The following is a 25,515-nucleotide window of genomic DNA, read 5'->3' on the forward strand; positions in this document are numbered from 1 at the left end:
GCTTAGGGGTTGGGGTGGGCACGGCAGTCTCCTAGAACCGCCGGTGGCACCCCCTGCAGCCCCATCCACGGCGGGGGTCAGGCGGACCGGCGTTGGGAGCCCGCACGAGCCGATACGCGGCGGCGAGGCCGCCTCGTACGCCGCGCGTGGATCGCGGCATGTCCACATTCTGCCAGGCGTGGCCAACAGCGGCCTAGATTGCCTGCCGAGGATTGTGCGCACTTCGTGCGCGAACCGCTCCAGAAACGAAGAAAACCGCCTGTCACCAGGCGGTTTCTCGGTGGTCCTAGCTGGGATCGAACCAGCGACCTTCCCCGTGTGAAGGGGACGCTCTCCCACTGAGCCATAGGACCGAACTCGTGCGCGTCTCCGTGTTACCAGGGAGGCGAACGAGAGAGAACACTAACACGACGGGTGAGCGAAAGGGTAATCGGGTATCCCACCTGCGACTACTGTCCGAACGCGTAAGTCGACGCTGTTCCAGGGTGCGCCCCACCACGCCGACTGCGCACGAAACACAGGGTGACCAGGCGATTTGGCAGAGCGCGCGATGTTCACGTAGTGTTCTCTCTCGCACCGGAAAGGCGCTTTCGAGCGCCGGTCCGGACGAATGCGGATGTAGCGCAGTTGGTAGCGCATCACCTTGCCAAGGTGAGGGTCGCGGGTTCGAATCCCGTCATCCGCTCGAAGTGGGCTTACCGTGGCGGTGTGGCCGAGTGGTGAGGCAACGGCCTGCAAAGCCGTGCACACGGGTTCGATTCCCGTCGCCGCCTCCAACACGCTCAGCCACTCCGCAACGGAGCGGCTGAGCGCCACTTCATGTAAGCGCGATTAGCTCAGTGGGAGAGCGCTTCCCTGACACGGAAGAGGTCACTGGTTCAATCCCAGTATCGCGCACCATCAAGAAACCCCCTGTTCGCAGGGGGTTTCTTGCGTTATCCGGACCTCTCGCCACCACCTGACACCGAGTCAGCCCGTGACGGGCAGCCCGTGGCACGAGCACCGAGCAGTCGGCGCCGCTGTCGAGTCAGCAGATTCTTCGGATCCTGCAGCACCGTCCACGGGCTCGGGCTCGGGCTCGGGCTCGGGCTCGGGCTCGGGCTCGGGCTCGGGCTCGGGCTCGGGCTCGGGCTCGGGACGAGCCTGCACCGCGACAGGCTCCGCGACAGTCGACGGGGCAGGCTCTGCGGCGCTCGCGTCCGCCGGCACGGCATCCCGGGCGGCAGTCGGATCCACCCTCTTCGACGAGCTCGAGGTGCGCCACCCCGCGAGGAGGTGGGCGATGTACAACAGCACCCCGACCAGACCCGCCACCACGCCGAGGGCGCACAGCCCGATCGTCACCTCGACCGGGATCGCGTCGATGAACCCGGTGGCGACGGCGGCGGCGATCAGCGCTATGCACGCCCCGTTCCAGGGCAGGGCTCGGTCAGGGGCACGCGAGGGGACTCGAGTCGACACGGGCACTCCCACCGGTCACTCAGTGCACGACGGGCCGAGCTGCTGCAGCCCCTGGAACGACGTTCGATCTGATCGACACCATCTCCAGCCGGACATGATGCGCACCGCCATCCTAGCCGGTCAGCCCCACCATGACACCCGAGCTTGCACCCCCTGAGCGCGAACCAGCCTGCGCCGCAGCACTATCGATGGTTCCGCCACCGGACCGGGCGCAGCATACATTTGCGATCACACGATCATCGCCACGAAACGCCTTGCGCCGCAACCTCACGTGACCACCGCACGACGCGCTGCTCTACTGCGGGATGCAACCCCGCGCAACCCCGGGAAAACGGCCTGCCACCCCTCGCGCGAGTGGATATTCAGCAGCGGCGGCCCGTCAGGTCGCGAAAGAGGTTGAGGGAGAATGCAAATGCGAACACCGGACCAAAGCGACGAAACACCCCGACGCCCCCGCAATCCCCGCCGCGCGCGCACGGGCGCCGTGGCGGCACCCAAGTGGGATACGTGGGCCCGCCCCGCCGGCTTCCCGAGCATCCAGGCGGCACTGATCTGGGCGGCCCGCCAGTCGGTCGGCGGATCCGACCCGATCCGGCTCCTCGCCACCCGACTCGGGGTGCCGTACCGAGTCCTGCTGTCCGCCGACGTCGTCCAGCGGTTCCTCCATTCGAGCGCCCTCGCCGACGCCCGACGCAATCTCGGACACCCCAGGAAGTAGCCGGACCCACCCGCCTTGTTGACACTGCTTACATCGCGTCATACCCTCGCATGTAAGCACCGCACACATCAACGAGGCGAGGATCGCTCACATGACCGCAGCAACCGACGGCGTCCAGGTCGACCTGGGCGGGCGTACCGTCACCGTCCCCAAGGACGGCCTCTACGACCGGTATCGGATGGACACCCCGCTCGACGAGGTCGCCGCCGACCCGCGCGTCCCCGGCGTCGACTTCTTCCGCACGCTCCCCAAGGCGCGGGTCGACTCCCCCATCGGCGCCACCCGCACGCCGAACTTCTACTACGCGATGTCCTCCGCGCGACTCACCATGCTCGCCCCCACCCGCGCGATCCGCCGGCGCCTCCCCGAGGAACTCTCCCCGCTGGAGGTCGCACCAGGACTGGGCCTCGCCTCGGTCATGTTCTTCGGTTACGACGTCTGCGACATCGACTTCTACACCGAGGCCGCCGTCGGGGTCGCGGTCCGCCCGGCACGCCACGGCGGCCCGGGCGTCGCGGACCTCACCTCCGCGCTCGGCGGCGACCATCTGCACTCCTACGTCCTCTCGCTCCCCGTCAACACCGAGATCGCGCAGGTCCGCGGGCACGACGGCTACGGCTTCCCCAAATGGGTCACCGAGCTCGACGTCGACATCACCGCCCAGGGCACCTCGGCCCGGGTCGCCAACGCCGACGGCGGCGTCGACGTCGCCTTCGCGGCCCGCACCCCGCGACAGAAGCGGCACCCGAGCGGCGCGAAGGTCTCGACCCTCACGTCCTACACGCGGCGAGAGGGGGCCTGGTTCTCGACGCTGAACCAGACGAACCTGCTCGCGAGCGGGACCTCGCTGCTCCCGCGCGGTTTCGACCTCACGCTCGGCGAGGGCCGCATGTCCGACGACCTGCGTTCGCTCAAGCCGGTCCGCGCCATCGCGCTGGACGTGAACACTGGAGCACAGGCGGCCCTGCACATGCCCGTCCCGTTCTCCGTCCGCTGACCGTCGCACCCGATCGAAAGGCTCCCGCCATGACCTCCACCCCCACGACCATGCGCGCGATCGTCGTCGACGACGAGAAGAACCTCGTCGTCGACGAGATCCCCACCCCTGTCCCGGCCGCCGGAGAGGTCCTGGTCCGTGTCGAGGCGGCCGGGATCAACCGCGCCGACCTGATGCAGCGCCAGGGCCTCTACCCGCCGCCGCCCGGCATCACCGACGTCATGGGCATGGAGATCTCGGGCACCGTCGTCGCGCTGGGCTCGGAAGTCGGCGGCCCGGCAGTGGGCGACGAGGTGTGCGCACTGATGGCGGGCGGCGGCTACGCCGAGTACGCCGTGGTCCCGGCCGCGCAGCTGCTGCCCGTCCCCGCCGGGATCTCGCTGATCGACGCGGCCGCACTGCCGGAGGTCGCGAGCACCGTCTGGTCCACGATCGTCATGGACGCCGGCCTCAAGGAGGGCGACCTCCTGCTCGTGCACGGCGGCGGCAGCGGCATCGGGACCCACGCGATCCAGGTGGCGAAGGCGCTCGGCGCACGGGTGGCCGTCACCGTCGGGTCGGAGGGCAAGGCGCAGCGGTGCCGTGAGCTCGGCGCCGACATCGTGATCAACTACCGCGAACAGGACTTCGCGGCCGAGCTCGCCGGCCAGGTCGATGTGATCCTCGACATCATGGGCGGCAGCTACCTCCCGCGGAACATCGACGCGCTGGGCGTCGGCGGTCGCCTCGTCATCATCGGAATGCAGGGCGGGTTCACCGGGGAGGTGAACGTCGGCGCGCTCATCGGCAAGCGGGCCCGCGTCATCGGCCTCAATGTGCGGAACCGGCCCTTGACCGGGCCCGGATCGAAGGCCGAGATCGTCGCCGCGGTCGCGGCGGACGAGTGGCCGCTCGTCGAGCGCGGCCTCATCGCGCCGGTGATCTCCGCGCGCCTTCCCCTCGCCGATGCCGAGCAGGGACAGGCCCTCCTCGAGTCGAAGGACTCCGTCGGCAAGGTCCTGCTCCTTCCGCGGGAAGCCTGACGCCACCAGCCGATTCGCGCCCGGGCGCAACCTTCGTGTAACTTGTTGCTCGCCCGATGGGCACGCGGATGTAGCGCAGTGGTAGCGCATCACCTTGCCAAGGTGAGGGTCGCGGGTTCGAATCCCGTCATCCGCTCAAGAAGCCCCGGCCGCGTACGCGGCCGGGGCTTCAGCCATTTCTCCCGTACTGTGGCTGGCATGACCGCCGACCTGCTCCGGAGACTCCCCCGCTGGGGCGACCTCTCCGCGCCGTGGATCGCGGTGGTCGCGCTGTTCGTCGCCGGCGTCGCCCTGTCCGACGGTGCCGCCGCCCTCGTCGGCATCGCTCTCGCCATCGCCGTCGCCGCGCTGTGTCGTGCGGCCACGGACCGGGACGAGCACGCCCCGTCGGGCCCGAGGACCGGGCGCGAACCGGACCAACGACTCCGCGGCGCCTATCGCCGCAGCTCCATGCCCAACGGGGCCGGGCGGCCCCGTCGACCTCGAGCACCCGGCTTCGTCGCCTCCGCGGCGTAGCCCTTCCCTCCCGGCACACGCCGCACACGCAGATCCCCTTTCCCTGCGCGTCGCGGCCACTCGCGCGCGCACCTGCCTGTGAGGTGCTTCGTTCATGCTCGATGTCGTCTACTACCCGATCTCCGCCGTCCTCTGGGCCTGGCACCGCGTCTTCGGCGCGGTCCTCGGCGCCGACAACGGCGTCGCCTGGGCCCTGTCCGTGATCTTCCTGGTCTTCACCGTCCGCGCGCTGCTGCTATGGCCCGGCATCGTCTCCGCGCGGACCGGTCGCCGCCTGCAGAAGTTGCGACCGCAGCTCGATGCGCTACGGCGCAAGCACGGGAAGGACACCCGGAAGCTGGCGGTGGAGACGCAGAAGCTCCAGCGCGATCACGGGGTGCGCCCGCTGCTCGGCTGCCTGCCCGCGCTGGTGCAGATCCCCGTCTTCTTCGGCCTGTACCACGTGCTCCGCTCGTTCAACCGCACCGGAACCGGGCTCGGTCAGCTCGGTCTCACGCCCGAGCAGAACGCGAACACAGCGAACTACGTCTTCTCCGCACACGACGTCCAGTCGTTCCTCAGCGCCCGCCTGTTCGGGGCACCCATCTCGGTGTCCATGTCGAGCTCGGACACCGTGCTCGCGTCGTTCGCGCAGTTCGGCGGCGTGCCGAGCGTCTCCACGATCGCTGCCGTCGCCATCCCCCTGATGCTCATCGCGTGCCTCGCGACGCACATCAACGCACGCTTCTCGCTGAGTCACCAGATCGCCGACCCGACCAACACGCAGCAGGCCGACGTGATGCGCAAGCTCATGCTGTGGGTGATGCCGGTGGGCAGCATCGTCGCCGGGCCGGTGCTGCCGGTCGCGATCCTGTTGTACTGGGTGGCCAACAACCTGTGGACGTACGGCCAGCAGCATCTGACGCATCGCGTGTTGGAAAGGGACGAGGCGCGCGCGGCGCGCGCAGTAGCGTGAGGGCGGGGGTATCCGACCAGCGCAGGAGCGACCGTGGGCACGACGGTGACGGACGAACAGATTCAGGACCTGATGAGGACCGCGCAGCCGTTCAGCCTGCTGATCCTCCGCTGGGGTCCGCGGCGCGAGCAGGCCGGCGCCGCCGCGATCGAGCTCGAACACCAGCGGCGCATGGTGTCGCTGCGGGCCGACGGCGTGATCGCGATCCTCTGCCCGATCCTCGACGACGCCATGGCCGGTATGGCGGTCATGACCGTGTCCACCGATCGGGCCGAGGAGATCATCGCCGAGGATCCGTGCGTGCAGGCGGAGATGATGGTCAGCGAGGTGTACCCGTGCATGAGCTTCCCCGGGGACTCCCTGCCGGGTTGACGATCGCGACTCCCGGACCGGCGGGAATGGACGGAATACGGCCAGCTGTCCACCGGTCCCTGGGCACCTGCTAGCTTCCGACTGTGAGTGAACCCACGCCGGAACAGGCCCTGAACGACCGCGTGCGCGCCGCCTACCGGGCGGTCTCCGACGAGGCACGCGCCGAGAAGGTCGCCAAGCAGCACGCCCGCGGCAAGATGACCGCCCGCGAGCGGGTGGCACTGCTCGCGAACGGCGGATTCCACGAGTTCGGCGCGCTGGCCGGCCCTGGCCCCGCGCAGCAGGGCGCCGCTCCCCTCGTCGCGCCGGGCGACGGCGTCGTGACCGGCGTCGGGTACATCGACGGCCGGCCGGCGGCGATCGCGGCGTTCGACTTCACCGTGCTCGGCGGTAGCAACGGCGCCACCGGCATGGCGAAGCTCGACCGCTGCGCCGAGCGCGCGCTGCTCGACGGGATCCCGCTGATCATGCTCATGGACGGCGGCGGCCACCGGATGCAGGAGGCGCTGGACTCCCGCCTCGCCGCCCCGGGATCGCGGCTGCTGCTGCGCCTGGCCGACCTGTCCGGCCACGTGCCGCTGGTGGCAGCGATGATGGGCCCCGGATTCGGTGCGCCGGCGAACATCTCGGCGTGCTGCGACTTCGTCACGATCGTCCGGGGCATGGGCACCATCGGCATCTCCTCCGCGCCGCTCGTGCAGGCGGCGACGGGAGAGAACCTCACCAACGACGAGATCGGCGGCGCCGATCTGCAGGCCGAGCGCGGCGTCGTCGACGTGGTCACCGACACCGAACAGGAGTCGGTCGACGCGATCCGCGCCTTCCTCAGCTACCTACCCGCGTCCGCGGCCGACGAGCCACTGGTCGCGCCCGGCCCGTACGAGCCCGGCGACACGGCCGACGGACTGGACACGCTTGTCCCGTCGTCGATGCGCCAGGCCTACGACGTGGTGGACGTGATCGAGGCGATCGCCGACATCGACACCGTCTTCGAGCTCAAGCGGCTGCACGCCCCGAACATCGTGACCGCCTTCGCGCGGATCGACGGCCGCCCGGTGGGCGTGGTCGCGAACCAGCCGCGCTTCCACGCGGGCGCGCTCGACGCCAACGCCTGCGAGAAGGCGGCGCACTTCATCGCGGTGTGCGACACCTTCGGGCTGCCGCTGCTGATCCTGATCGACCTGCCCGGCTTCCTCGTCGGCGCGGGCGCCGAGGAGACGAACCTGGTGCGGCGCAGCGCGCGGCTCGGCTACGAGCTGTCCGCGGCGACGGTGCCGCGCTTCGTGATCGTGACCCGCAAGGCCTACGGCGCCGCGTACATCGCGATGGGCGGCGGGCGCAGCATCGAGGCCGATCTCTCGCTCGCGTGGCCCACCGCGGAGATCTGCGCGATCCCCATCGAGAGCGCCGTCGACCTCGCCTTCCGCTCGCAGTACGAGGCGGCGCCGGACCCGGCGAAGGCGCGCGGCGACCTCATCACCCTGTTCCAGGCGAACGTCGACCCGCTGCTCGCGGCCGACGGCTTCGGCATCGACGACGTGGTGCTCCCGTCGGCCACGCGGCCGATGCTCGCGGAGGCGCTGGGGCGGGTGCGGCGCCGGCCGCCGAGGGTGCCGCAGAAGCGGCGGTCGATCTCGCCGATCTAGTGCCCGGTCCGGCCTCGGTCAGGCCCGACGATGCCTGCGCACGGCGTCGGTGTTGGCGCAGCGCGGCGAGCAGTACGACTGCCGACCGCCACGGCTGGTGTCGGCGAACACCTTCGGGCAGCCCTCGCGGGCGCAGGCGCCCAGCCGCGCCCCCTCGGCCTCGGTGGTGAAGACGGCGAGCCCGCCCGCGGTGACCGCCTTGACCCGGCTCAGCAGGGACTCGGTCTCCGGGGTGAAGTGCAGGTGCGGCCGCCAGTCGTCGTGCGCGGTGAGGTAGATGCCCGCGGTCCCGTCCGCGAGGAGCCGGTTCACCGCGGCGCACCGGTCGTCGACGTTCGTCGTGAGGAAGGGCGGGCGCAGCAACTCGGCCCAGTCATGGAGGCCGCTCACCGCGCCGTCGTCCAGCTCGATCCGGCGGATCTCGTGGTCGCGCAGCACGGCGGCGACAGCGTCCTGGGTCCACTCGCCGTCGGCCCGAAGATTCACCAGGTCGACGGAGAGCCGTACTCCGGTCATGTTGTCGTGGTCGAACTGCACGCGTCGATCATCCCGCTCGGGCGGTGATCTCGGGCTGCGACACGGGCACCTCGGCGGTTCGGCCGACGAGTTTGATCCGCCACGCGCCGCAGGCACAGCGCTGGTACATCACGACCCCCTCGCTGGTCGGGTGGTGGGATTCGGTCTCCCAGGCGTGGATCTGCGTCTCGTTCTCGTTCATGCCGTTCAGCGTGCGACCGGCTCATTCGACGTTTCAACCATTACATCGCGGGCGTCCGCGCGACCACGTCGCTCGTACCCTAGGGGGGTATAGTAGGGTGTACTGATGCGAAAGGCGGGCGAGGCGATGAATCCCCTGGTGACGATAGGCGCATACGCGGCCGGCCTGGCCGTCGTCTTCGCCGCCGCGTTCGCCGTGGGAGCCGCCGTCGGGCCGCCGGCCGAGGGGCCCGGGCCGCACGCCGGCGCACCGTCGACGGCGGAGGGAGGCCACGGTGGCCACTGAGGCCCGGTCGTCCGAGACCGCGGTCGACCTCGCGATCGAGGGCATGACCTGCGCGTCGTGCGCGAACCGTATCGAGCGCAAGCTGAACAAGCTCGACGGGGTCACCGCCACGGTCAACTTCGCCACGGAGAAGGCGCACGTGCTCGCCCCGGCGGGCACCGATGCCGCCGTCCTCATCGACACCGTCGAGCAGGCGGGGTACGCCGCACACGTGCCCGCGCCGCCGGGCGGCGGCGCCGAGGACGAGCCCGCCGGACGCACCCATGAGCCAACCGACGCACTGCGCCGCCGCCTGCTGATCAGCGCCGCGCTCACCGTCCCCGTGATCGCCATGGCGATGATCCCCGCGCTGCAGTTCGACTACTGGCAGTGGCTCTCGCTGACATTGGCCTCGCCGGTGGTGGTGTGGGGCGCGCTCCCCTTCCACCGGGCCGCGTGGGCCAACCTCAAGCACGGCACCGCCACCATGGACACCCTCGTGTCGATCGGCGTCCTGGCCGCGTTCGGGTGGTCGGTCTACGCGCTGTTCTGGGGCGCCGCCGGCGTCACCGGCATGACGCACCCCTTCACGTTCACTATCGAGCGGATGGACGGCACCGCGAACATCTACCTGGAGGCGGCAGCCGGCGTCACCACGTTCATCCTGGCCGGACGCTACTTCGAGGCGAGGAGCAAGCGGCAGGCCGGGGCGGCGCTGCGCGCCCTGCTGGAGCTCGGCGCCAAGGACGCGACGGTGCTCCGGGACGGCGTCGAGACTCTCGTCCCCATCGGCGCGCTCGCGGTGGGCGACGAGTTCGTCGTGCGGCCGGGCGAGAAGGTCGCGACCGACGGGGTCGTCGTCGCCGGCCGGTCCGCCGTCGACGCCTCGATGCTCACGGGTGAGGCGACGCCCGTCGAGGTGCGCGCCGGCGATCCGGTGACCGGCGCGACGGTCAACGCCGGCGGCCGCCTCGTGGTGCGCGCCACCCGCGTCGGCGCCGATACCCAGCTCGCGCAGATGGGCCGCCTCGTCGAGGACGCGCAGGCGGGGAAGGCCAAGGCGCAGCGGCTCGCCGACCGGATCTCCGGTGTCTTCGTGCCGATCGTCCTCGCGATAGCCGTCGGCTCCCTGGGCTTCTGGCTCGGCACCGGGCAGCCCGCGTCGATGGCGCTCACGGCCGCCGTCTCGGTGCTCATCATCGCGTGCCCCTGCGCCCTCGGCCTGGCCACTCCGACGGCCCTGCTCGTCGGCACGGGCCGCGGCGCCCAGCTCGGCATCCTCATCAAGGGCCCCGAGGCGCTGGAGCACACCCGCGCCGTCGATACCGTCGTGCTCGACAAGACCGGGACCGTCACCACCGGCGTCATGACCCTGCAGGCCGTGCACGTCTCCCCCGGCGAGACCGACGACGACGTGCTCGCCGTCGCCGCCGCGCTCGAGGCGGCCTCCGAACACCCGATCGCCCGCGCCGTCGTCGGGGCCGCCCCCGCACCCGTCGGCGCCGTGGACGACTTCGTCGCCGTGCCCGGGCTCGGCGTGCGCGGGGTCGTCGGCGGGCGCGCCGTCACGGTCGGGCGCCCGAGCCTGCTCGACGAGGCAGCGATGCCCCTGCCCGACGACCTGCGCGCCGCGTTCGACGAGGCCCAGCTCCGGGGACAGACCCCGATCGCCGTCGGCTGGGACGGCGCCGCCCGCGGCGTGCTCGTGGTCTCCGACGAGGTCAAGGCCACCTCGCGCGAGGCGATCGCGCGGCTCCGCGGCCTGGGGCTGCGCCCGATCATGCTCACCGGCGACAACGAGCCCGCGGCGCGGTTCGTCGCGGCGCAGGTCGGGGTCGACGAGGTGATCGCCGACGTGCTGCCGGCGCAGAAGGTGGACGCGGTGCGTCGGCTCCAGGCACAGGGCCGGGCCGTGGCGATGGTCGGCGACGGCGTCAACGACGCTGCGGCCCTCGCGACCGCCGACCTGGGCATCGCCATGGGCACGGGCACCGACGCCGCGATCGAGGCGGCCGACCTCACCCTGGTCAGCGGCGACCTGAGCACCGTCGTCGACGCGATCCGGCTCTCGCGCCGCACGCTGAGCACGATCAAGGCCAACCTGTTCTGGGCCTTCGCCTACAACGTGGCGGCGCTACCCCTGGCCGCGGCCGGGTTGCTCAACCCCATGCTCGCCGGCGCCGCAATGGCCCTGTCCTCCGTCTTCGTGGTCAGCAACAGCCTGCGGCTGCGGAGTTTCCGACCCCAGAAGGGATACTGATCCCCATGACCACCGACGCCGGCCACGCGCACCACGGCTACATGTCCGACAAGGACGAGTACCTCAAGCGGCTGCGCCGCATCGAGGGACAGGCCCGGGGCCTGCAACGGATGGTCGAGGAGGAGAAGTACTGCATCGACATCCTCACGCAGGTCTCCGCCATGACCAAGGCGCTCCAGGCCGTCGGGCTCGGCCTCCTGGAGGACCACATGAGCCACTGCGTCGTCGACGCGGCCCGCTCGGGCGACGAGGCGGAGACCGCGGCCAAGCTCAAGGAGGCGACGGACGCGATCGCCCGGTTCACGCGCTGAACCACTCGCGCACGTTGCGGAGTCACAGTTCCGCCCGTCGGAATGCGCGAACCTTCTTCCCCGCAGCAAAGCGTTCCCGTACAGTGACTGTTGTCAGCGAAGTGAGACGCGTCTCACACTCCGACACCCTCACCCATGCACCCGCCCGGCCCACACATCACCGGGCGGGTGTTGGTGTGTTCGGGGCTATAGCCCGTCGCTTCGGGCTGGAGCCCGTCTGCTTGGGGCTATCGCGCGTCGGCGGAGGCGAAGCGCGACAGCGCGAGCAGGCGCGACGTCGCGCGCAGGTACTTCTTCCGGTAACCGCCGGCGAGCATCTCCGGGGTGAAGATCTCGTCGAGCTTCGCGCCCGAAACGAGCACCGGGATCCCGGCGTCGTAGAGCCGGTCCGCGAGCACCACGATGCGCAGCGCGACGGTCTGGTTGTCGGCCGGATGCACCCCGCGGATGCAGACCTTGGAGATCCCCTCCACCAGCTGCTTGTACCGCGACGGGTGCAGCTTGGACAGGTGGTCCGACAGCGCGTCGAAGTCGTCGAGCGTGGCGGTCGGATCGGCCTCGGCGACCGCGACGAGCTCCTCGTCGGTGAGCGGGTCGGGCGCGGGCGGCAGGTCGCGGTGCCGGTAGTCGGGACCGTCGACACGCACCGACTGGAACACCGAGCTGAGCTTGTTGATCTCGCGGAGGAAGTCCTGCGCGGCGAACCGGCCCTCGCCCAGCTGCCCCGGCAGGGTGTTCGACGTGGCGACGATCGACACGCCGCGCGCGGCCAGCTCGGTCAGCAGCCGCGACATCACCATCGTGTCGCCCGGATCGTCGAGCTCGAACTCGTCGATGCAGATGACGCTGTGGTTCGCCAAGTACTCGACGCACTGGTTGAAGCCGAGCGCGCCGACCAGGTGGGTGTACTCGACGAAGGTGCCGAAGGACTTCGGCGACGGGACGCTGTGGAAGATCGACGCCAGGAGGTGGGTCTTGCCGACGCCGAACCCGCCGTCGAGATAGAGGCCCACGCCGTGCGGCGGCGTGCTCTTGCGCCCGAACAGGCCCTTCTTGTTCCGCTGCTTGGAGAGCTTGACCACGTCCGCGACGAAGGCCCGGCCCGTCTGGACCGCGGCGGCCTGGGTGGGCTCGTTCGGGTCCGGGATGTAGCTGTCGAAGCTGACCTCGCTGAACATCTCCGGCGGAACGAGCTGCTCCACCATCTGCTCCGGCGTCACCGTCGGGTTGCGATCCACGAGATGCAGCGTCATGAGTCGTGATGATATCCGCTGGTCGTCGCGGTCGAAAAATCCCGCGCTACGGTCGTGACGTGATCGACTCACTGCCCGCGGACGACGCCGCCCTCGCCCTGGCCTACGCGCACCCGCTCGCGGAGGGCCGACCGTACGTGCGCGCCAACATGATCTGCTCGCTCGACGGATCGTCCACCGCGGCGGGCCGGTCGGGCGGACTGGGCGGCGACGGCGACCGTCGGGTGTTCGGGGCCCTCCGCGCCGCCGCCGACGTGGTCCTCGTGGGCGCGGCGACGGTGCGCGACGAGGACTACGGCACGCCCGCGCACCCCGCGCTGGCGGTCGTGACGCGCGGGAGCATCCCGCGCACCGACCGCCTGTACCCGGCGGGCGGCGCGGAACCGATCGTCTACTCGGGCCACGGCGGATCCGTCGACCTGCGCGCGGTGCTCGACGATCTGTACGCCCGCGGCCACCGCCGGATCCTCGCGGAAGGCGGCCCGGGCGTCCTCGGCGCGCTCCTCGCCGCGGGCCTCGTCGACGAGCTGTGCCTGACCGTCGCGCCCGTGCTCGTGGGCGGCGACGGCGCGCGGATCGTCCGCGGACCCGACCTGCCGCTCGACCACTGGCGACGCGGCCCGGTCCTCGGCGACGACGAGGGCTTCCTCTACACGCGGTGGGCGCGCTGACGGCCCGCGCCCCGTGATCTGGTTACTGTGAACGGCATGCCCTCCGCGCGCACCCGAGCCCTCGCCGCCGCCGGGATCGCCGTCGGCGCGATCGTCGCCGTGTCCGCCTGCGCCCCGGTCCCGGCGCCCACCCCGGACTACGTCACCGACTTCGGGAAGGGCGGCGGCGCACCGTCGGCCTCGGCGAACACCACGCCCCAGGGCCCGGAGTGGAAGGCCTCCGCGAAGGATCCGCTCGCCTGGCAGGACTGCACGAGCCGGCTCGCCACGCGGTACGGCACCCCGCCGGCGGCGAACGCCACCCTGGAGTGCGCGACGCTCACCGTCGGCGTCGGCCAGGCGGAGGCGCCCCTCAAGCTCTCGGTGACGCGGGCCAGCGTGCCCGGCACCCCCGACACCGCGGCCCCGCTCGTCCTGGTGGGCGGGACCGAGTTCACCGGACAGCGCGCCCTGGCGACCCTCGCCTCCGGCGACAGCCCCGTGCTGGCGAACCGCCCGGTGGTCGCCGTCGAACGCCGCGGCATCGGGACGTCGGGGGCGCTCACCTGCCGTACCGCCGGCGATCAGTCCGTGCTCCGTACCGGCGGCACCGCGGGCCAGAGCCTCGAGGCACGGGTGGCGGAGATCGGTGAGTCCGCGCAGAAGGCGTCGACGACGTGCGGCGATGCGTACGCCGACACGATCTCCGACTTCACCGCGCCCGCCGCGGCGGAGGACCTCGAGAAGCTGCGCACCGCGTGGAACGTCCCGGCGCTCGGGCTGCTCGCCGTCGGCGACGGCTCCACCACCGCCCTCGCCTACGCGGCCGAGCACCCGAAGCAGGTCGCGCGCCTGATCCTCGACTCCCCCGTCCGGTACGGCGGCACCGAGCTGCAGCGCGCCGAGGACGCCGCGCGGGGAACCTCCGCCACGGTCGACGCCTTCGCCGAGCAGTGCGGACCGGCGTGCGCCCTCGGCGCGGATCCGGCCGGCGCCGTGCGCGGGATCATCGACGACGCGGCCGCGGGCCGGTTGGGTTCCTTCACCGACTCCGACGTCCGACGGGCCGTGGTGGTCACCCTCGGGATCGGCCCGGGCGACCGCGACGCGCGCATCACCCGCCTCGCGACGGCGCTGCAAGGCGCCCGCTCCGGCGACGCCGCGCCGCTGCGGGCCCTGCTCCGCACCGCCGACGAGGCCCTCGGCACCGACGGCCAGTTCGTCGGACGGTGCTCGGACGCCGTGACCAAGGCCTCCCCCGACCAGGTCATCGCGTCCGCGCGGAAGTGGGGGCCCGAGTTCCGGCTCGGTGCCGCCACCGCGCTCGACCTCGGCACCTGCGCGGCCTGGCCGACGATGACCGCGCCGCCGAAGCTCACCGACCTCGGGGTCAAGGCGGCGGTCGCCACCTCCGCCGCCGACCCGCTCACCGCGCGCACCGCGCTCGACACCCTGACGGGCCAGCTCACCGTCGTCGGCGCGCAGCCCTCGGCCGTCACCTGGGCCGGGATCGGCGACGGTGCCGTGATCCGGTCGTCGTGCGTGCAGAAGTCGCTGATCGGGTACCTGGACCGCCTCGACGCCCCGTCGACGCGCGCTTGTCCCGCGTGATCTGCGCCCCCGCGCGCCGCGTGAGGCGGGCGGGCCTCCCGGCGGCCGCCGCGGCGTTGGGTACGGTTTAGCGGTGTCGTCAGTCGCCCTCGCCCGGATGAAGTCCGATCCCGGCCTCGTGGTCAAGGCCATCCTGTGGCCGCTCGCCCTGCTCACGCTGCTGCAGCGGCTGATCGTCCTGGTCCCGAACGGGAACAAGACCGACGATTTCACCACGGTCTACGCGGCCGCGGTGCGCTTCCTGCGCCACGAGGCGGTGTACACCGAGAACTACGACACGGTCGATCCGCACTACCTGTACCCGCCGTCGGGCACGCTGCTCATGGCGCCGTTCGGATACTTCGACCCGGAGACCGCGCGCTACATCTTCGTGGGACTGAGCGCCGTCGCGCTGCTGCTCGCCCTGTACATCCTGCTGCGGATGTTCGGCTACGGCCTGAACTCCGTGGTCGCGCCGGTGGTGCTGTTCTTCGCGGTGACCACCGAGGCCGTGACCAGCACGCTGGTCTACACGAACTTCAACTGCTTCGTCCTGCTCGCCGAGGTGGCCGCGATGGCGCTGCTGCTCAAGCGGAAGGACCTCTGGGCCGGCGTCCCGCTCGGGCTGTCCTTCGCGGTGAAGCCGCTGCTCGCCGTGATGCTCGTCCTGATCATCGTCAACCGGCAGTGGAAGACGCTGATCACGGCGATCGGCATCCCCGTCGTCCTGATGGGCGCGGGCATGGCGCTCTCCGCGGACCGCACGGAGTTCTTCCACAAGACGCTGCCGTACCTCAGCGGTGCACGCGACTACTACAACAGCTCGATCGCCGGGAACGCGCAGTACTTCGGGCTGCCCCCGTGGCTGGACTACTTCCTCCGCGCGGCCGTGGTCGTGATGGCCCTGGTCACGCTGTGGCTGCTCTGGAAGTACTACCGCAAGAGCAACGAGCTGCTGTGGCTGGCGACCTCCACCGGCACTCTGCTGACTATGTCGTGGCTCGTCGGCTCGCTGGGACAGGGCTACTACTCGATGCTGCTGTTCCCGATGCTGATGACGGTGGTCTACCGCAGCTCGGTGATGGGCAACTGGGTGTCCTGGGTCGCGGTCTACGGCTTCCTCAGTTACGACAACTGGCTCTCCGGCAAATGGCCCGCGTTCGGGCGCTCGCTGGCGTATCTCAAGTGCACCCTCGGCTGGTCGCTGCTCATCATCGTGCCGTTCTGCGTGCTGCTCTTCCGCTACCTCGACGCGAAGGCGGAGAACCGCCTCGACGAGGGCATCGACCGGCCGCTCCCGCCCGACGAGGAGCCCGGCAAGCACGAGCTGGCACCATCCGCCGCGCGCGGTTAGCGTGGAGGCATGAGTGAGGCCAGTACTCCCAAGCCCAAACTGCAGCTGAGCGATTCGGAGTGGCGGCAGCGCCTCTCGGCGCCCGAGTTCCGCGTGTTGCGGCAGGCGGGCACCGAAGCGCCGTTCACCGGCGAGTACACCGACACCAAGACGTCCGGCGTCTACCGCTGCCGCGCGTGCGGCGAGGAGCTGTTCCGCTCCGACGCGAAGTTCGAGTCGCACTGCGGCTGGCCGTCGTTCTTCTCGCCGCTCGCGGGCGACAAGATCATCGAGCGGGTGGACACCTCGCTCGGCATGCGGCGCGTCGAGGTGCTGTGCGCCAACTGCGGCAGCCACCTGGGCCACGTCTTCGAGGGCGAGGGCTACGACACCCCCACCGACCTCCGCTACTGCATCAACTCGATCTCCATGCGCCTGGAGCCGGACGAGGCGTGAGCCCCGCCCGGCCCACCGTCACGGCAGAGCGGTGAGGAGCGCGCGGACGTCCGTTCGCGGCCCGGAGAAGAACGGCGTCTCCTCGCGGGTGTGCCGGCGCGCTTCGGTGGCGCGGAGGTCGCGCATCAGGTCGACGATGCGGTGCATCTCGGGGGCCTCGAAGGCGAGCAGCCACTCGTAGTCGCCGAGGGCGAACGCGGGCACGGTGTTCGCGCGCACGTCCGGGTAGCCGCGCGCGGCGCGGCCGTGATCGGCGAGCATCTTGCGGCGCTCCTCGTCGGGCAGCAGGTACCACTCGAGGCTGCGCACGAACGGGTAGACGCAGATGTACGCGCCGGGGTCCTCCCCCGCGAGGAACGCAGGAATGTGGCTCTTGTTGAACTCCGCGGGACGATGCAGCGCGGTGTTCGACCACACCGGGGCGCTCGCGCGTCCCAGCGCGGTGCTGCGCCGGAAGTCGTTGTACGCGGCCTGCAGGTCCTCGAGCTTCTCGGCGTGCCACCAGATCATGAAGTCGGCGTCGGCGCGCATCCCGGCGATGTTGTACACGCCGCGGACCACCAGGTCGCCCTCCTGGATCTTCGCGAGGAAGGCCTCGGCCTCGGTGGCCGCCGCGGCCCGCTGCTCGTCGTCGCCCAACTCCCCCGGCGAGATCGAGAACACCGAGAACATGAGGTATCGGACGGTCGAATTGAGCTCCGCGTAATCCAGTTTGGCCATGCCGTCGATCGTAGTCCCGCGCGCGGGACCGACTCAGGACAGGTCGGCCAGCACCCGCTGGGCCGCGGCCTCCGCGCGGGCGATGCACGCGGGCACCCCGACACCGTCGAAGTACGCGCCCGCGAGGGCGAGTCCCTTCGGCGTGGCCGCCTCGATCGCCGCGAGGGTATCGCGGTGGCCGGGAAGGTAGACGGGGATGCCCTCGTACCAGCGCTGCACGTGCGTGGCGGTCGGCTCTGCGGCGATCCCCAGCACGTTCGCGAGGTCGTCCCGCGCCGCGGCCACCAGTCCCGCGTCGACGTCGTCGACGATCCGGCTGACGCCGAGCCGCCCGAAGGACAGCCGCACCGTGCCGCCGGGGAGGTGATCCCACTTGCGGCCCGACAGCGTCAGCGCCTTGGCGCTGACCTGCTCGCGGCTCGCCACCAGCACGCCGGAGAGGTCCGGCAGCTCGACGTCCTCGGGCAGCCGCATCGTCACCAGCGCCGAGCTGGCCGCCGGGATGGCCCCCACGGCCGCGCCGAGCTCCGGCAGGCTCAGCCCGACGAGGCGACCCACCTGCGGCGCGGGCACCGCGAGCACGACCGCGTCGAACATCGAGCCGCGCAGGCTCCAGCCGGGCCGCACCTCGGGCACGGGCGCGCCGAGCATGATCCGGTCGCCGAGCCGCTCGGCGAGCGCATCCAGCAGCTGCTGATAACCGCCGCGGAAGGCGCCGAAGACGGGGCTGTCGTCGGGCTCGCCGAGGACGTCGCGCACGGCCTCGCCGAGCGATGCGGCGCCCTCGTCGAGGCGGGCGGCCAGCGCGGGCAGCGCGGCGCGCACCGAGACATCGTCGGCGTGGGCGGCGAAGACGCCCGCCACCATCGGGTCGACGCTGCGCTCGACGACCTCGTCGCCGAGCCGGGAGCGGACCAGCGCGCCGATCGACGCGTCGGCGCCGGGGTTCCAGCGCAACGGGATCCGCACTTCGTCGGCGTCGCCCGGGATGCCCATCACCGTGCGGCCGAAGCCTCCCCGGAGGGCACCGTCGGCGAACAGGGCCGGGCGGCGCCCGGCGGGCTCGACGAGCTGGTCGGCGAGACCGAGCTCGGTCGCGAGGTCGATCACCTCGGGGCGGCGGCGCACGAAGGCCTCGGCGCCCACGTCGAGGCGCTCCCCGCCGATGGTCTCCGAGCGCAGCTTGCCGCCCACGCGGTTGCCCGATTCGAAGACGGTGACGCGCGCGCCCGCCTCCTGCAGGCGCAGGGCCGCGACCAGTCCCGAGATGCCCGCCCCGACGACGGCGACATTGCTCATAGCGCGTGCACCAGCTCGACGACGCGGGTGAGCGCGTCGGGGTCGGTCGACGGGAGCACTCCGTGACCGAGGTTAAAGACGTGCCCGGTGGCGCCCGCAGCGAGGGCCGCGTCGGCGTCGGCGACCACGCGCCGGACCTGCGCGTCGATGGTGTCGCGGTCGGCCATCAGGGTGGCGGGGTCCAGGTTGCCCTGCAACGCCTTCCCGGGGCCGACGCGGCCGGCGGCCACGTCGAGCGGGACCCGCCAGTCGACGCCCACGACGTCGGCGCCGGCCTCGCCCATGGCGCCGAGCAGCTCGCCCGTGCCGACCCCGAAGTGGAAGGCGGGCAGCGTCGGAGCGCTCTCGCGGAGCGCCGCGAAGACGCGGGCGGAGTGCGGCTGGACGTACTGCCGGTAGTCGGCGAGTGAGAGCGCGCCGGCCCAGGAGTCGAAGAGCTGGAAGGCCTGCGCGCCGGCGTCGGCCTGGACCCGCAGGAAGGTGATCGCGATGTCGGCGAGCGCGTCGAGCAACGCGTGCCACGTCTCAGGCTGGGTGTACATCAGCGACTTGGTGCGCTCGTGGTTGCGGCTGGGCCCGCCCTCCACGAGGTACGAGGCCAGCGTGAACGGCGCGCCCGAGAAGCCGATGAGCGCGACGCCTGCGGGCAGCTCGCCGCGCAGCATCCGCACGGCCTCGGCGATCGGCTCGACCTGCGCCGCGTCGAGCTTCGGCATGGCCGCGACGGCCGCGGCGTCCCGGATCGGCTGCTCGATGACGGGGCCGATCCCGCTCACGATGTCGAGATCGATGCCGGCCGCCTTGAGCGGGACCACGATGTCGGAGAACAGGATCGCCGCATCGGTGCGGTGCCGGCGCACCGGCTGCAGCGTGATCTCGCACACCAGGTCGGGGCGGAAGCACGACTCGAGCATGCCGACCCCCTCGCGCACCTTCCGGTACTCGGGCAGCGAGCGCCCGGCCTGCCGCATGAACCACACCGGGCGGTGCTCCGGAGTGCGCCCCGCCGCCGCGTCGAGCAGCGGGTACGCCGTCGCCGCGGCCGTCGTCGATCGATCCTCGTTACTCATCGTCAACGATCATGTCATGACCTCCGCGCCCGCAGGCCGAGGCCCGCGGCGCGCCTCCGCCTGTGAGGCCTTCCGAGCGGCTACGGTCACGGTTTGTGAGCCAACCAGGAACGGGTGACGAAGCGGCGGGCGGTACGGGAACGCGCGGCGCCGAGCCGGAGTCGTTCCGCGTCGCCGTCGAGTCCCTGCACACGGCGACGATCCGCCCCGAGATCGAGATCGGCAGCATCCGGCCCCCGCAGAGACTCGCCCCGTACAGCTACGCGCTCGGCGCCGAGGTCCGCGCGCCCGAGACCGATGTGGTGCCCGAGCACTCCGACGGCGAGACCTTCGGGCGCCTGATCCTGCTCCACGACCCGCACGGCCACGAGGCGTGGAACGGCCTGATGCGGCTGGTCGCGTACGTGCAGTCCGAGGTCGACGAGTCCCTGGCGTCGGATCCGCTGCTCCCCGAGGTCGCCTGGAGCTGGCTGACCGACGCGCTCGCCGAGCGCGGCCAGGAGGTGACCGCGCTCGGCGGCACGGTCACCGCGACCGCATCCGTGCGCTACGGCGACATCGCCGGCCCCCCGCGCGCCCACCAGCTCGAGCTGCGGGCCTCGTGGACGCCGCTGGGCGACGACCTGTCGGGCCACGTCGAGGCCTTCTGCGCGGTGCTCGAGACCGCCGCCGGGCTCCCCCCGGCCGGTATCACCCGGCTCGGCTCGGCGTAGGCGCCGCCGTGGGCAAGGCCTCGTCGGAACCGGTCCCCGGGATTCCGCTCACCGAACCCGCCGAGGGCGTCCCCGAGCCCCTCACCACCGTCGAGGAGTTCGCGGCGTGCGCGGCCGCGCTGCGCCGGGGCACGGGCCCCGTCGCCGTCGACACCGAGCGCGCATCGGGCTTCACCTACTCCTCGCGCGCCTACCTGATCCAGATCAAGCGGTCCGGCTCCGGGCTGTTCCTGCTCGACCCGATCCACGAGCCCGAGGGCCTCGCGCCGGTGATCGAGGCGATGCGCGGTGTCGAGTGGGTGCTGCACGCCGCCGACCAGGACCTGCCGTGCCTGCGGGACGACGGCTTCGAGTGCGACGAGCTGTTCGACACGGAGCTCGCCGGCCGCCTGCTGGGCGCGCCGCGGGTGAACCTCGCGGCGATGACCTCCGAGTACACCGGCTACGCGCTGGCGAAGGGGCACGGCGCCGCCGACTGGAGCACCCGTCCGCTGCCGCACGACTGGCTCAACTACGCGGCGCTCGACGTCGAGGTGCTGGTCGACCTGCGCGACGAGGCCTACGAGCGGCTCGAGGACGCCGGGAAGCTGGAGTGGGCGCTCGAGGAGTTCGAGTACGAGCGCACCCGCCCGGACCCGGCGCCCAAGCCCGATCCGTGGCGCCGCCTCTCGGGCCTGAGCACGCTGCGCAACCGGCGTCAGCTGGCCCGCGCGCGGGAGCTCTGGATGGCCCGCGACGAGATGGCCGAGCAGCGCAACGTCGCTCCGGGGCGCACCCTCCCGGACGCCGCGATCGTCAACGCCGCGGGCAAGAATCCCACCACCGAGGCGGAGCTGACGGCGCTGCCGGTCTTCGGCGGACCGCGGATGCGACGGTCGGCGAAGCGTTGGCTCGCGGCGATCCACCGGGCCAACGCCCTCCCCGATGCCTCGCTCCCCCCGCTGCACGGCCCCCGCAACGGAGTGCCCGCGAACAACCGGTGGGCGAAGTCGAACCCCGAGGCCGCCGAGCGCCTCGCCAAGGTCCGCGCCGCGTTGGCCGAGATCTCCGACGAGGTGGCGGTGCCGGTGGAGAACCTGCTTCCGACCGACGCCGTCCGTCAGTTGTGCTGGGACGGCACTGCTCGCGGCTCCGACGCCGTCGAGGACGCCCTCGCCGCCTCGGGCGCGCGGAACTGGCAGCGGCGGCTGACGGTCGCCGCCGTCGCGGCCGCGCTCGCCTCCGCCTGACCGATCCGGACCCGCGTCAGCGGACCTGTTCCGGCGTTGCCTGCGCCTTCTCGGCGGGCACCGTCACGTGGGCGCACGCGGTGGCCCAGCCGGTGATCCGGAAGGCGATCTCCGACGGGGTGAGCCCCAGGTCGGTGAGGATCTCGCCGCGGGAGGCGTGATCGAGGAAGCTCTGCTCGATGCCGAGGACGCGCGTCGGCACGTCGACCTCGGCGCGCTGCAGCGCGGCGGTCACGGACGCACCGATGCCGCCCGCGACGCCGTTGTCCTCGAGCGTGACGACCAGCTGGTGCGCACGGGCCAGGTCGACGATCGACCCCGGCACCGGCAGCACCCACCGCGGATCGACGACGGTCGCCGAGATGCCCTGATCGCGCAGGCGCGTCGCCACGTCGACCGCGACGTGGGCGAAGGCACCGACCGCCACGATCAGCACGTCCGCGGCGCCGTCGCCGTCCTCGACGAGCACATCGGCACCGTCGGGCAGGCGGCGCACGGCCTCCAGGTCGGCGGGCACCGCACCCTTGCCGTAGCGGATCAGGGTCGGAGCATCGTCGACGGCGAGGGCCTCGGCGAACTCCTCGCGGAGACGGGCCGCGTCGCGGGGCACCGCGGCGCGCAGGCCCGGGACGATCGCGGCGAGCGAGAGGTCCCACATGCCGTGGTGGCTCGCGCCGTCCGGCCCGGTGACACCGGAGCGGTCCAGGACGACGGTGACGCCCTGGCCGAGCAGCGCGACGTCCATGAGCAGCTGGTCGAACGCACGGTTGAGGAACGTGGCGTACAGGGCGACCACGGGGTGCATGCCGCCCAGCGCGAGACCGGCGGCGGAGGTCAGGGCGTGCTGCTCGGCGATGCCCACGTCGTACATGCGGTCGGGGAACTTGCGGCCGAAGTCCGCGACGCCCGTCGGCTCCGCCATGGCGCCGGTGATGGCGACCACGTCGTCTCGGCGCTCGCCGTGCGCGACCAGCTCCTCCGCGAAGACCGAGGTCCAGTCGCGGGCGCCGGCGGCACCCCCGACCGGCAGGCCGGTGGCGGGGTCGATCACGCCGATACCGTGCATCTGGTCGGCCTCGTGGTTCTCGGCGTGCTCGTAGCCGTTCCCCTTGCGGGTGAGCGCGTGCACGACGACGGGGCCGCCGAAATCCTTGGCGCGGCGCAGGGCCGCCTCGAGGGCCAGCTCGTCGTGCCCGTCGATGGGGCCGACGTACTTGAGGCCCAGGTCCGCGAACAGCGCCTGCGGGCTCACCATGTCCTTGATGCCGGCCTTCATGCCGTGCAGGAACGAGTACGCGGGCTCGCCGACCACGGGCATCTTCCGCAGTCGCGCCCGCGCCTCGCCGAGCAGTCGCTCGTACTCCGGCTGCGTGCGCAGGCCCGACAGGTGCGTCGCGAGGCCGCCGATCGTGGGCGCGTAGGAGCGGCCGTTGTCGTTGACCACGATGACGACGGGGCGGTCCGACGCCGCGATGTTGTTGAGCGCCTCCCAGCACATACCGCCGGTCAGAGCGCCGTCGCCGACCACGGCCACGACGGTGCGCTGCTCGCCCTTGAGAGCGAAGGCCTTCGCCAGGCCGTCGGCGTAGCTCAGGGCCGCCGACGCGTGCGAGGACTCGACCCAGTCGTGCTCGGACTCCGCGCGACACGGGTACCCGGACAGGCCGCCGGCCTGACGCAGGGTGTCGAAACCGTCGCGCCTGCCCGTGAGGATCTTGTGCACGTACGCCTGATGGCCCGTGTCGAAGAGCACCGGGTCGGTCGGCGAATCGAACACGCGGTGGATCGCCATCGTCAGCTCGACGACGCCCAGGTTCGGGCCGAGGTGCCCACCGGTCGCCGAGACCTTCTCCACGAGGAAGTCACGGATCTCCCCGGCCAGCTCGGTGAGCTGATCCTGGTCCAGCCGACGCAGGTCGCGTGGGGACTCGATGGTGCGCAGCAGGTTCATATCCCTCGTGTCTACTCCCGTGAGAGGTGCCTTTGCCACTTTACCGGCCGCGACGGTTTTCGCGCCCCGGCACCAGCACCGCGAACGCCTCGAGGTGATGCGTTCCCGGGAAGGCGTCGTATGCGTCCAGCTCAGCGACGCGATAGCCGTTCTCGCACGCGGCGCCGACGTCGCGTGCGAACGCCGCCGGATCGCAACCGACGTGCACGATCGCCCGCGGACCGGCCGCCGCGATCGCCGTCATGACCGTTGCGCCGGCGCCTGCGCGGGGCGGGTCGAGGACCACGACGGAGGGCGACGGGAGGCCCTTGAGGCGGGACGAGACGTCGCCGCGGTGGAACGCCACGGGCTCGTCCGCGAGGGACTGCCTGCCGGCCGCGATCGCACCGCCGGAGGTCTCGACCACGTCGACCGCGAAACCCTCGTCGACCAGCGCGCCGGCGAGGACGCCCGCGCCGCCGTACAGGTCCCAGGCGCGGCCGGGCTCTCCCCCGTACCGTCCCGTGTAGGCGGCGACCCATTGGGCGTACCGGGACGCCGCATCGCGGTGCGCCTGCCAGAAGCCCCCGACGGGGATCCGCCAGGACCGCGCGCCCACCCGGTACTCGGCCAAGGGCGCGCCGGCGAGGACCTTCGCGGAGCGGCCGCGGCGCGCGGGCACCGCGGCGTGCGCGGCGCCCGCGTCGTCGAGGACGAGGGCGACCTCGGTTCCGGGCTCGGCGCGCAGCCCGGCCGCGAGGTCGGAGAGCGCGTCGGGCAGCTGCGCACACGGCGCGACGATCACCGCGGTGCTGCGGTGGGCGTGCTGCCCGAGGCGGCCGTCGGCGTCCGCGACGAGGCGGGCGCGGTGCCGCCAGCCGGTGACGAGCCCGTCGGACAGGGGCTCGACGGTCGGCTCGAGCGCATCGGGCTCGAAGCCTCCGAAGCGCACGAGGAGGTCCTGCAACACGGCCGCCGTGAGCTCGCGCTGGTAGGCCGGGGCGGCGAAAGTCAGGTCGCAGCAGCCGGCGCCGGCGGCCGCCGCGGCGCACGCCTCGGGTACGCGGTGCGGCGAGGCCTCGAGCACATCGACGGTGCTCGCGCGGGCGTAGGACTTCTTGACCTCGGTGACCCGGGCGCGCACGGACTCCCCGGGGAGCGCTCCGCGCACGAAGACGGCGCGGCCGTCGTACCGCGCGACGACGAAGCCGCCGTGCCCCGGTGCGCCGCAGGTCAGCTCGAGCAGATCCCCGATCGCGAGCCCGCTCACGCCCCGCCCGCCTTCTCGTCGTCGCCTCGAGACGCCGTGACGCCGGTGTCGGCGGCGGCCGGAGGAGCGGACTCCGGGGACGACGCCTCGACGCGGCGCACGCCCAGGAAGGTGATGAGGAGCACCGCGGCGAACATCGGCCACCCCATCGCGATGGTGGCGACGCCCAGCCAGTTGACGTCGTCCTTGAGGAACAGCAATCCCTTGATCACGAACCGGGTGAGGAACAGGAGCATCCACAGGACAGTCAGCCACGTGAACATGCGCTTCTCGGCCGGGTTCCGCCGCCAATCGGTCGCCGGCCCCTCGCCGCCACGGAAGAAATGCCACAGCACGCCGACGAGTGGTCGCCCGAGGGCGATCGAGACGGCGAAGGCGAGCGCGAACACTGCCTGGCTGACGATGCCGTAGAGGAAGTACCAGCGACCGCCGAGGAGGAGGGCGATGAGCACGCACGCCGCGACGCCGAAGAAGCCCGAGATCGCGGGTTGCACGCTGGTCCGGGTGACGAGGCGGATCACGAGGATCAGCAGCGCGGCACCGAGCGCCGCGGCGGACGCCCAGCCGAGCCCCCACAGTGCGTTGACCGGCACGAAGACGACCACGGGCAGGGTGGAGTACACCATGCCCTGCCAGCCGCCCATCTGGTCGAGCACCTGATCCTTGATCGAGGGCTCGGGGGCGTCGTCCGCCGCCGTGTCCGGCTCCTGCTCTGCACCATCTTTCACACGATCACACTACGCGGCGAGGCCGCGGCGGCCG

At 71.9% G+C, this 25,515-nt stretch carries 26 protein-coding genes and 5 tRNA genes; 20 read left to right on the forward strand and 11 right to left on the reverse strand.

Translation table 11 applies throughout. The features are described from left to right. Nucleotides 1–281 precede the first annotated feature (281 nt). A tRNA-Val gene (locus LB823_RS05075) sits at nucleotides 282–353 on the reverse strand. 259 nt (nucleotides 354–612) lie between these two features. On the opposite strand from LB823_RS05075, the gene LB823_RS05080 reads away from it, so the two are divergent. The 3 genes from LB823_RS05080 (at nucleotide 613) to LB823_RS05090 (ending at nucleotide 900) form a co-directional block, all read left to right on the forward strand. Continuing rightward, nucleotides 613–685: transfer RNA gene (locus LB823_RS05080), tRNA-Gly, on the forward strand. Nucleotides 686–702: 17 nt separating this feature from the next. Then, nucleotides 703–776 (forward strand) — tRNA-Cys (locus LB823_RS05085). Between the two features lie 49 nt (nucleotides 777–825). Then, nucleotides 826–900: transfer RNA gene (locus tag LB823_RS05090), tRNA-Val, on the forward strand. Nucleotides 901–969: 69 nt separating this feature from the next. Here the strand turns inward: LB823_RS05090 and LB823_RS05095 are convergent. After that, nucleotides 970–1,461 (reverse strand): hypothetical protein, encoded by a 492-nt coding sequence (locus tag LB823_RS05095; protein ID WP_224645684.1) that lies wholly within the window; start codon nucleotides 1,459–1,461, stop codon nucleotides 970–972. Between the two features lie 484 nt (nucleotides 1,462–1,945). Here LB823_RS05095 and LB823_RS05100 point away from each other — a divergent pair, with 484 nt between their 5' ends. The 8 genes from LB823_RS05100 to LB823_RS05135 all read left to right on the forward strand — a co-directional run bounded on the left by LB823_RS05100 (nucleotide 1,946) and on the right by LB823_RS05135 (nucleotide 7,687). Next, nucleotides 1,946–2,179 (forward strand): hypothetical protein, encoded by a 234-nt coding sequence (locus tag LB823_RS05100; RefSeq protein WP_224645685.1) that lies wholly within the window; start codon nucleotides 1,946–1,948, stop codon nucleotides 2,177–2,179. 91 nt (nucleotides 2,180–2,270) lie between these two features. After that, nucleotides 2,271–3,176: an acetoacetate decarboxylase family protein gene (locus tag LB823_RS05105; protein ID WP_224645686.1), complete on the forward strand. Its 906-nt coding sequence runs from the start codon at nucleotides 2,271–2,273 to the stop codon at nucleotides 3,174–3,176. 50 nt (nucleotides 3,177–3,226) lie between these two features. Beyond that, nucleotides 3,227–4,198 (forward strand): NAD(P)H-quinone oxidoreductase, encoded by a 972-nt coding sequence (locus LB823_RS05110; RefSeq protein ID WP_224645792.1) that lies wholly within the window; start codon nucleotides 3,227–3,229, stop codon nucleotides 4,196–4,198. Nucleotides 4,199–4,262: 64 nt separating this feature from the next. After that, nucleotides 4,263–4,334: transfer RNA gene (locus tag LB823_RS05115), tRNA-Gly, on the forward strand. 62 nt (nucleotides 4,335–4,396) lie between these two features. Next, entirely contained in the window at nucleotides 4,397–4,714 is a 318-nt protein-coding gene (locus LB823_RS05120) for a DUF6412 domain-containing protein (protein ID WP_224645687.1), read from the forward strand. A gap of 94 nt (nucleotides 4,715–4,808) precedes the next feature. Further along, nucleotides 4,809–5,669 (forward strand): membrane protein insertase YidC, encoded by an 861-nt coding sequence (gene yidC / locus LB823_RS05125; RefSeq protein ID WP_224645688.1) that lies wholly within the window; start codon nucleotides 4,809–4,811, stop codon nucleotides 5,667–5,669. A 72-nt stretch (nucleotides 5,670–5,741) separates the two neighbouring features. Then, nucleotides 5,742–6,041 carry a hypothetical protein gene (locus LB823_RS05130; protein WP_224645689.1) on the forward strand — a complete coding sequence of 100 codons (300 nt, stop codon included), beginning with the start codon at nucleotides 5,742–5,744 and terminating at the stop codon, nucleotides 6,039–6,041. 83 nt (nucleotides 6,042–6,124) lie between these two features. Further along, nucleotides 6,125–7,687, forward strand: a complete 1,563-nt coding sequence (locus LB823_RS05135) for an acyl-CoA carboxylase subunit beta (RefSeq protein WP_224645690.1) — start codon at nucleotides 6,125–6,127, stop codon at nucleotides 7,685–7,687. A gap of 18 nt (nucleotides 7,688–7,705) precedes the next feature. Here the strand turns inward: LB823_RS05135 and LB823_RS05140 are convergent, their stop codons facing one another. Both LB823_RS05140 and LB823_RS05145 read right to left on the reverse strand, forming a co-directional pair. Further along, the gene (locus LB823_RS05140) at nucleotides 7,706–8,224 is read right to left on the reverse strand and encodes a CGNR zinc finger domain-containing protein (RefSeq protein ID WP_224645691.1); all 519 of its coding nucleotides are present in this window, start codon (nucleotides 8,222–8,224) and stop codon (nucleotides 7,706–7,708) included. Between the two features lie 7 nt (nucleotides 8,225–8,231). Further along, nucleotides 8,232–8,405, reverse strand: a complete 174-nt coding sequence (locus tag LB823_RS05145; protein WP_224645692.1) for a hypothetical protein — start codon at nucleotides 8,403–8,405, stop codon at nucleotides 8,232–8,234. A 138-nt stretch (nucleotides 8,406–8,543) separates the two neighbouring features. Between LB823_RS05145 and LB823_RS05150 the strand changes: the two genes are divergently transcribed. Genes LB823_RS05150 through LB823_RS05160 form a run of 3 tightly spaced genes read left to right on the forward strand, consistent with a single transcriptional unit; the run spans nucleotide 8,544 to nucleotide 11,240 of the window. After that, nucleotides 8,544–8,690: a hypothetical protein gene (locus LB823_RS05150; RefSeq protein ID WP_224645693.1), complete on the forward strand. Its 147-nt coding sequence runs from the start codon at nucleotides 8,544–8,546 to the stop codon at nucleotides 8,688–8,690. 43 nt (nucleotides 8,691–8,733) lie between these two features. Next, nucleotides 8,734–10,929 carry a heavy metal translocating P-type ATPase gene (locus LB823_RS05155; RefSeq protein WP_224645793.1) on the forward strand — a complete coding sequence of 732 codons (2,196 nt, stop codon included), beginning with the start codon at nucleotides 8,734–8,736 and terminating at the stop codon, nucleotides 10,927–10,929. Between the two features lie 5 nt (nucleotides 10,930–10,934). Next, complete coding sequence (locus LB823_RS05160) at nucleotides 10,935–11,240, forward strand: metal-sensitive transcriptional regulator (protein WP_304941267.1); 306 nt, start codon at nucleotides 10,935–10,937, stop codon at nucleotides 11,238–11,240. 227 nt (nucleotides 11,241–11,467) lie between these two features. On the opposite strand, the gene zapE is transcribed toward LB823_RS05160, so the two are convergent. Further along, nucleotides 11,468–12,493 (reverse strand): cell division protein ZapE, encoded by a 1,026-nt coding sequence (zapE, locus tag LB823_RS05165; protein WP_224645694.1) that lies wholly within the window; start codon nucleotides 12,491–12,493, stop codon nucleotides 11,468–11,470. 59 nt (nucleotides 12,494–12,552) lie between these two features. On the opposite strand from zapE, the gene LB823_RS05170 reads away from it, so the two are divergent. From LB823_RS05170 to msrB, 4 genes are all read left to right on the forward strand, one after another. Next, the gene (locus tag LB823_RS05170) at nucleotides 12,553–13,164 is read left to right on the forward strand and encodes a dihydrofolate reductase family protein (protein ID WP_224645695.1); all 612 of its coding nucleotides are present in this window, start codon (nucleotides 12,553–12,555) and stop codon (nucleotides 13,162–13,164) included. 36 nt (nucleotides 13,165–13,200) lie between these two features. Beyond that, nucleotides 13,201–14,754, forward strand: coding sequence for an alpha/beta fold hydrolase (locus LB823_RS05175; protein WP_224645696.1), 1,554 nt, complete (start codon nucleotides 13,201–13,203; stop codon nucleotides 14,752–14,754). 73 nt (nucleotides 14,755–14,827) lie between these two features. Next, nucleotides 14,828–16,087, forward strand: coding sequence for a glycosyltransferase family 87 protein (locus LB823_RS05180; protein WP_224645697.1), 1,260 nt, complete (start codon nucleotides 14,828–14,830; stop codon nucleotides 16,085–16,087). Nucleotides 16,088–16,096: 9 nt separating this feature from the next. Continuing rightward, nucleotides 16,097–16,522: a peptide-methionine (R)-S-oxide reductase MsrB gene (gene msrB / locus LB823_RS05185; RefSeq protein WP_224645698.1), complete on the forward strand. Its 426-nt coding sequence runs from the start codon at nucleotides 16,097–16,099 to the stop codon at nucleotides 16,520–16,522. An 18-nt stretch (nucleotides 16,523–16,540) separates the two neighbouring features. Here the strand turns inward: msrB and hemQ are convergent, their stop codons facing one another. The 3 genes from hemQ to hemE are packed head-to-tail and all read right to left on the reverse strand — an operon-like array spanning nucleotide 16,541 to nucleotide 19,611. Further along, on the reverse strand, nucleotides 16,541–17,242 hold the full coding sequence (hemQ, locus tag LB823_RS05190) for a hydrogen peroxide-dependent heme synthase (RefSeq protein ID WP_224645699.1): 702 nt from the start codon (nucleotides 17,240–17,242) through the stop codon (nucleotides 16,541–16,543). 33 nt (nucleotides 17,243–17,275) lie between these two features. After that, complete coding sequence (hemG, locus tag LB823_RS05195; protein ID WP_224645700.1) at nucleotides 17,276–18,541, reverse strand: protoporphyrinogen oxidase; 1,266 nt, start codon at nucleotides 18,539–18,541, stop codon at nucleotides 17,276–17,278. Beyond that, nucleotides 18,538–19,611, reverse strand: a complete 1,074-nt coding sequence (gene hemE / locus LB823_RS05200) for a uroporphyrinogen decarboxylase (protein WP_224645701.1) — start codon at nucleotides 19,609–19,611, stop codon at nucleotides 18,538–18,540. The genes hemG and hemE overlap by 4 nt, the downstream gene beginning before the upstream one ends. Before the next feature lie 95 nt (nucleotides 19,612–19,706). Here hemE and LB823_RS05205 point away from each other — a divergent pair, with 95 nt between their 5' ends. Together LB823_RS05205 and LB823_RS05210 are read left to right on the forward strand one after the other, a co-directional pair. Beyond that, nucleotides 19,707–20,324, forward strand: coding sequence for a DUF3000 domain-containing protein (locus LB823_RS05205; protein ID WP_224645702.1), 618 nt, complete (start codon nucleotides 19,707–19,709; stop codon nucleotides 20,322–20,324). 8 nt (nucleotides 20,325–20,332) lie between these two features. Next, on the forward strand, nucleotides 20,333–21,553 hold the full coding sequence (locus tag LB823_RS05210) for an HRDC domain-containing protein (RefSeq protein ID WP_224645703.1): 1,221 nt from the start codon (nucleotides 20,333–20,335) through the stop codon (nucleotides 21,551–21,553). 16 nt (nucleotides 21,554–21,569) lie between these two features. On the opposite strand, the gene dxs is transcribed toward LB823_RS05210, so the two are convergent. From dxs to LB823_RS05225, 3 genes are read right to left on the reverse strand one after another with little or no spacing between them, the layout of a single operon-like run. Beyond that, the gene (gene dxs, locus LB823_RS05215; protein ID WP_224645704.1) at nucleotides 21,570–23,504 is read right to left on the reverse strand and encodes a 1-deoxy-D-xylulose-5-phosphate synthase; all 1,935 of its coding nucleotides are present in this window, start codon (nucleotides 23,502–23,504) and stop codon (nucleotides 21,570–21,572) included. A gap of 40 nt (nucleotides 23,505–23,544) precedes the next feature. Further along, on the reverse strand, nucleotides 23,545–24,753 hold the full coding sequence (locus LB823_RS05220) for a class I SAM-dependent RNA methyltransferase (protein ID WP_224645705.1): 1,209 nt from the start codon (nucleotides 24,751–24,753) through the stop codon (nucleotides 23,545–23,547). Continuing rightward, nucleotides 24,750–25,481, reverse strand: a complete 732-nt coding sequence (locus LB823_RS05225) for a DUF3159 domain-containing protein (RefSeq protein WP_224645706.1) — start codon at nucleotides 25,479–25,481, stop codon at nucleotides 24,750–24,752. The genes LB823_RS05220 and LB823_RS05225 overlap by 4 nt, the downstream gene beginning before the upstream one ends. Between the last annotated feature and the right edge of the window lie 34 nt (nucleotides 25,482–25,515).

Source organism: Tsukamurella sp. M9C, assembly GCF_020169415.1.
Classification (GTDB): Bacteria; Actinomycetota; Actinomycetes; order Mycobacteriales; family Mycobacteriaceae; genus Tsukamurella.

Bases quoted from the DNA above. Each gene is read 5' to 3' on its own strand.
- LB823_RS05105 (WP_224645686.1), top strand. From the start codon at position 2,271: ATGACCGCAGCAACCGACGGCGTCCAGGTCGACCTGGGCGGGCGTACC.
- LB823_RS05110 (WP_224645792.1), top strand. From the start codon at position 3,227: ATGCGCGCGATCGTCGTCGACGACGAGAAGAACCTCGTCGTCGACGAG.
- LB823_RS05120 (WP_224645687.1), top strand. From the start codon at position 4,397: ATGACCGCCGACCTGCTCCGGAGACTCCCCCGCTGGGGCGACCTCTCC.
- yidC (WP_224645688.1), top strand. From the start codon at position 4,809: ATGCTCGATGTCGTCTACTACCCGATCTCCGCCGTCCTCTGGGCCTGG.
- LB823_RS05130 (WP_224645689.1), top strand. From the start codon at position 5,742: ATGAGGACCGCGCAGCCGTTCAGCCTGCTGATCCTCCGCTGGGGTCCG.
- LB823_RS05145 (WP_224645692.1), bottom strand. From the start codon at position 8,405: ATGAACGAGAACGAGACGCAGATCCACGCCTGGGAGACCGAATCCCAC.
- LB823_RS05155 (WP_224645793.1), top strand. From the start codon at position 8,734: ATGACCTGCGCGTCGTGCGCGAACCGTATCGAGCGCAAGCTGAACAAG.
- LB823_RS05160 (WP_304941267.1), top strand. From the start codon at position 10,935: ATGACCACCGACGCCGGCCACGCGCACCACGGCTACATGTCCGACAAG.
- zapE (WP_224645694.1), bottom strand. From the start codon at position 12,493: ATGACGCTGCATCTCGTGGATCGCAACCCGACGGTGACGCCGGAGCAG.
- LB823_RS05175 (WP_224645696.1), top strand. From the start codon at position 13,201: ATGCCCTCCGCGCGCACCCGAGCCCTCGCCGCCGCCGGGATCGCCGTC.
- msrB (WP_224645698.1), top strand. From the start codon at position 16,097: ATGAGTGAGGCCAGTACTCCCAAGCCCAAACTGCAGCTGAGCGATTCG.
- hemQ (WP_224645699.1), bottom strand. From the start codon at position 17,242: ATGGCCAAACTGGATTACGCGGAGCTCAATTCGACCGTCCGATACCTC.
- hemG (WP_224645700.1), bottom strand. From the start codon at position 18,541: ATGAGCAATGTCGCCGTCGTCGGGGCGGGCATCTCGGGACTGGTCGCG.
- hemE (WP_224645701.1), bottom strand. From the start codon at position 19,611: ATGAGTAACGAGGATCGATCGACGACGGCCGCGGCGACGGCGTACCCG.
- dxs (WP_224645704.1), bottom strand. From the start codon at position 23,504: ATGAACCTGCTGCGCACCATCGAGTCCCCACGCGACCTGCGTCGGCTG.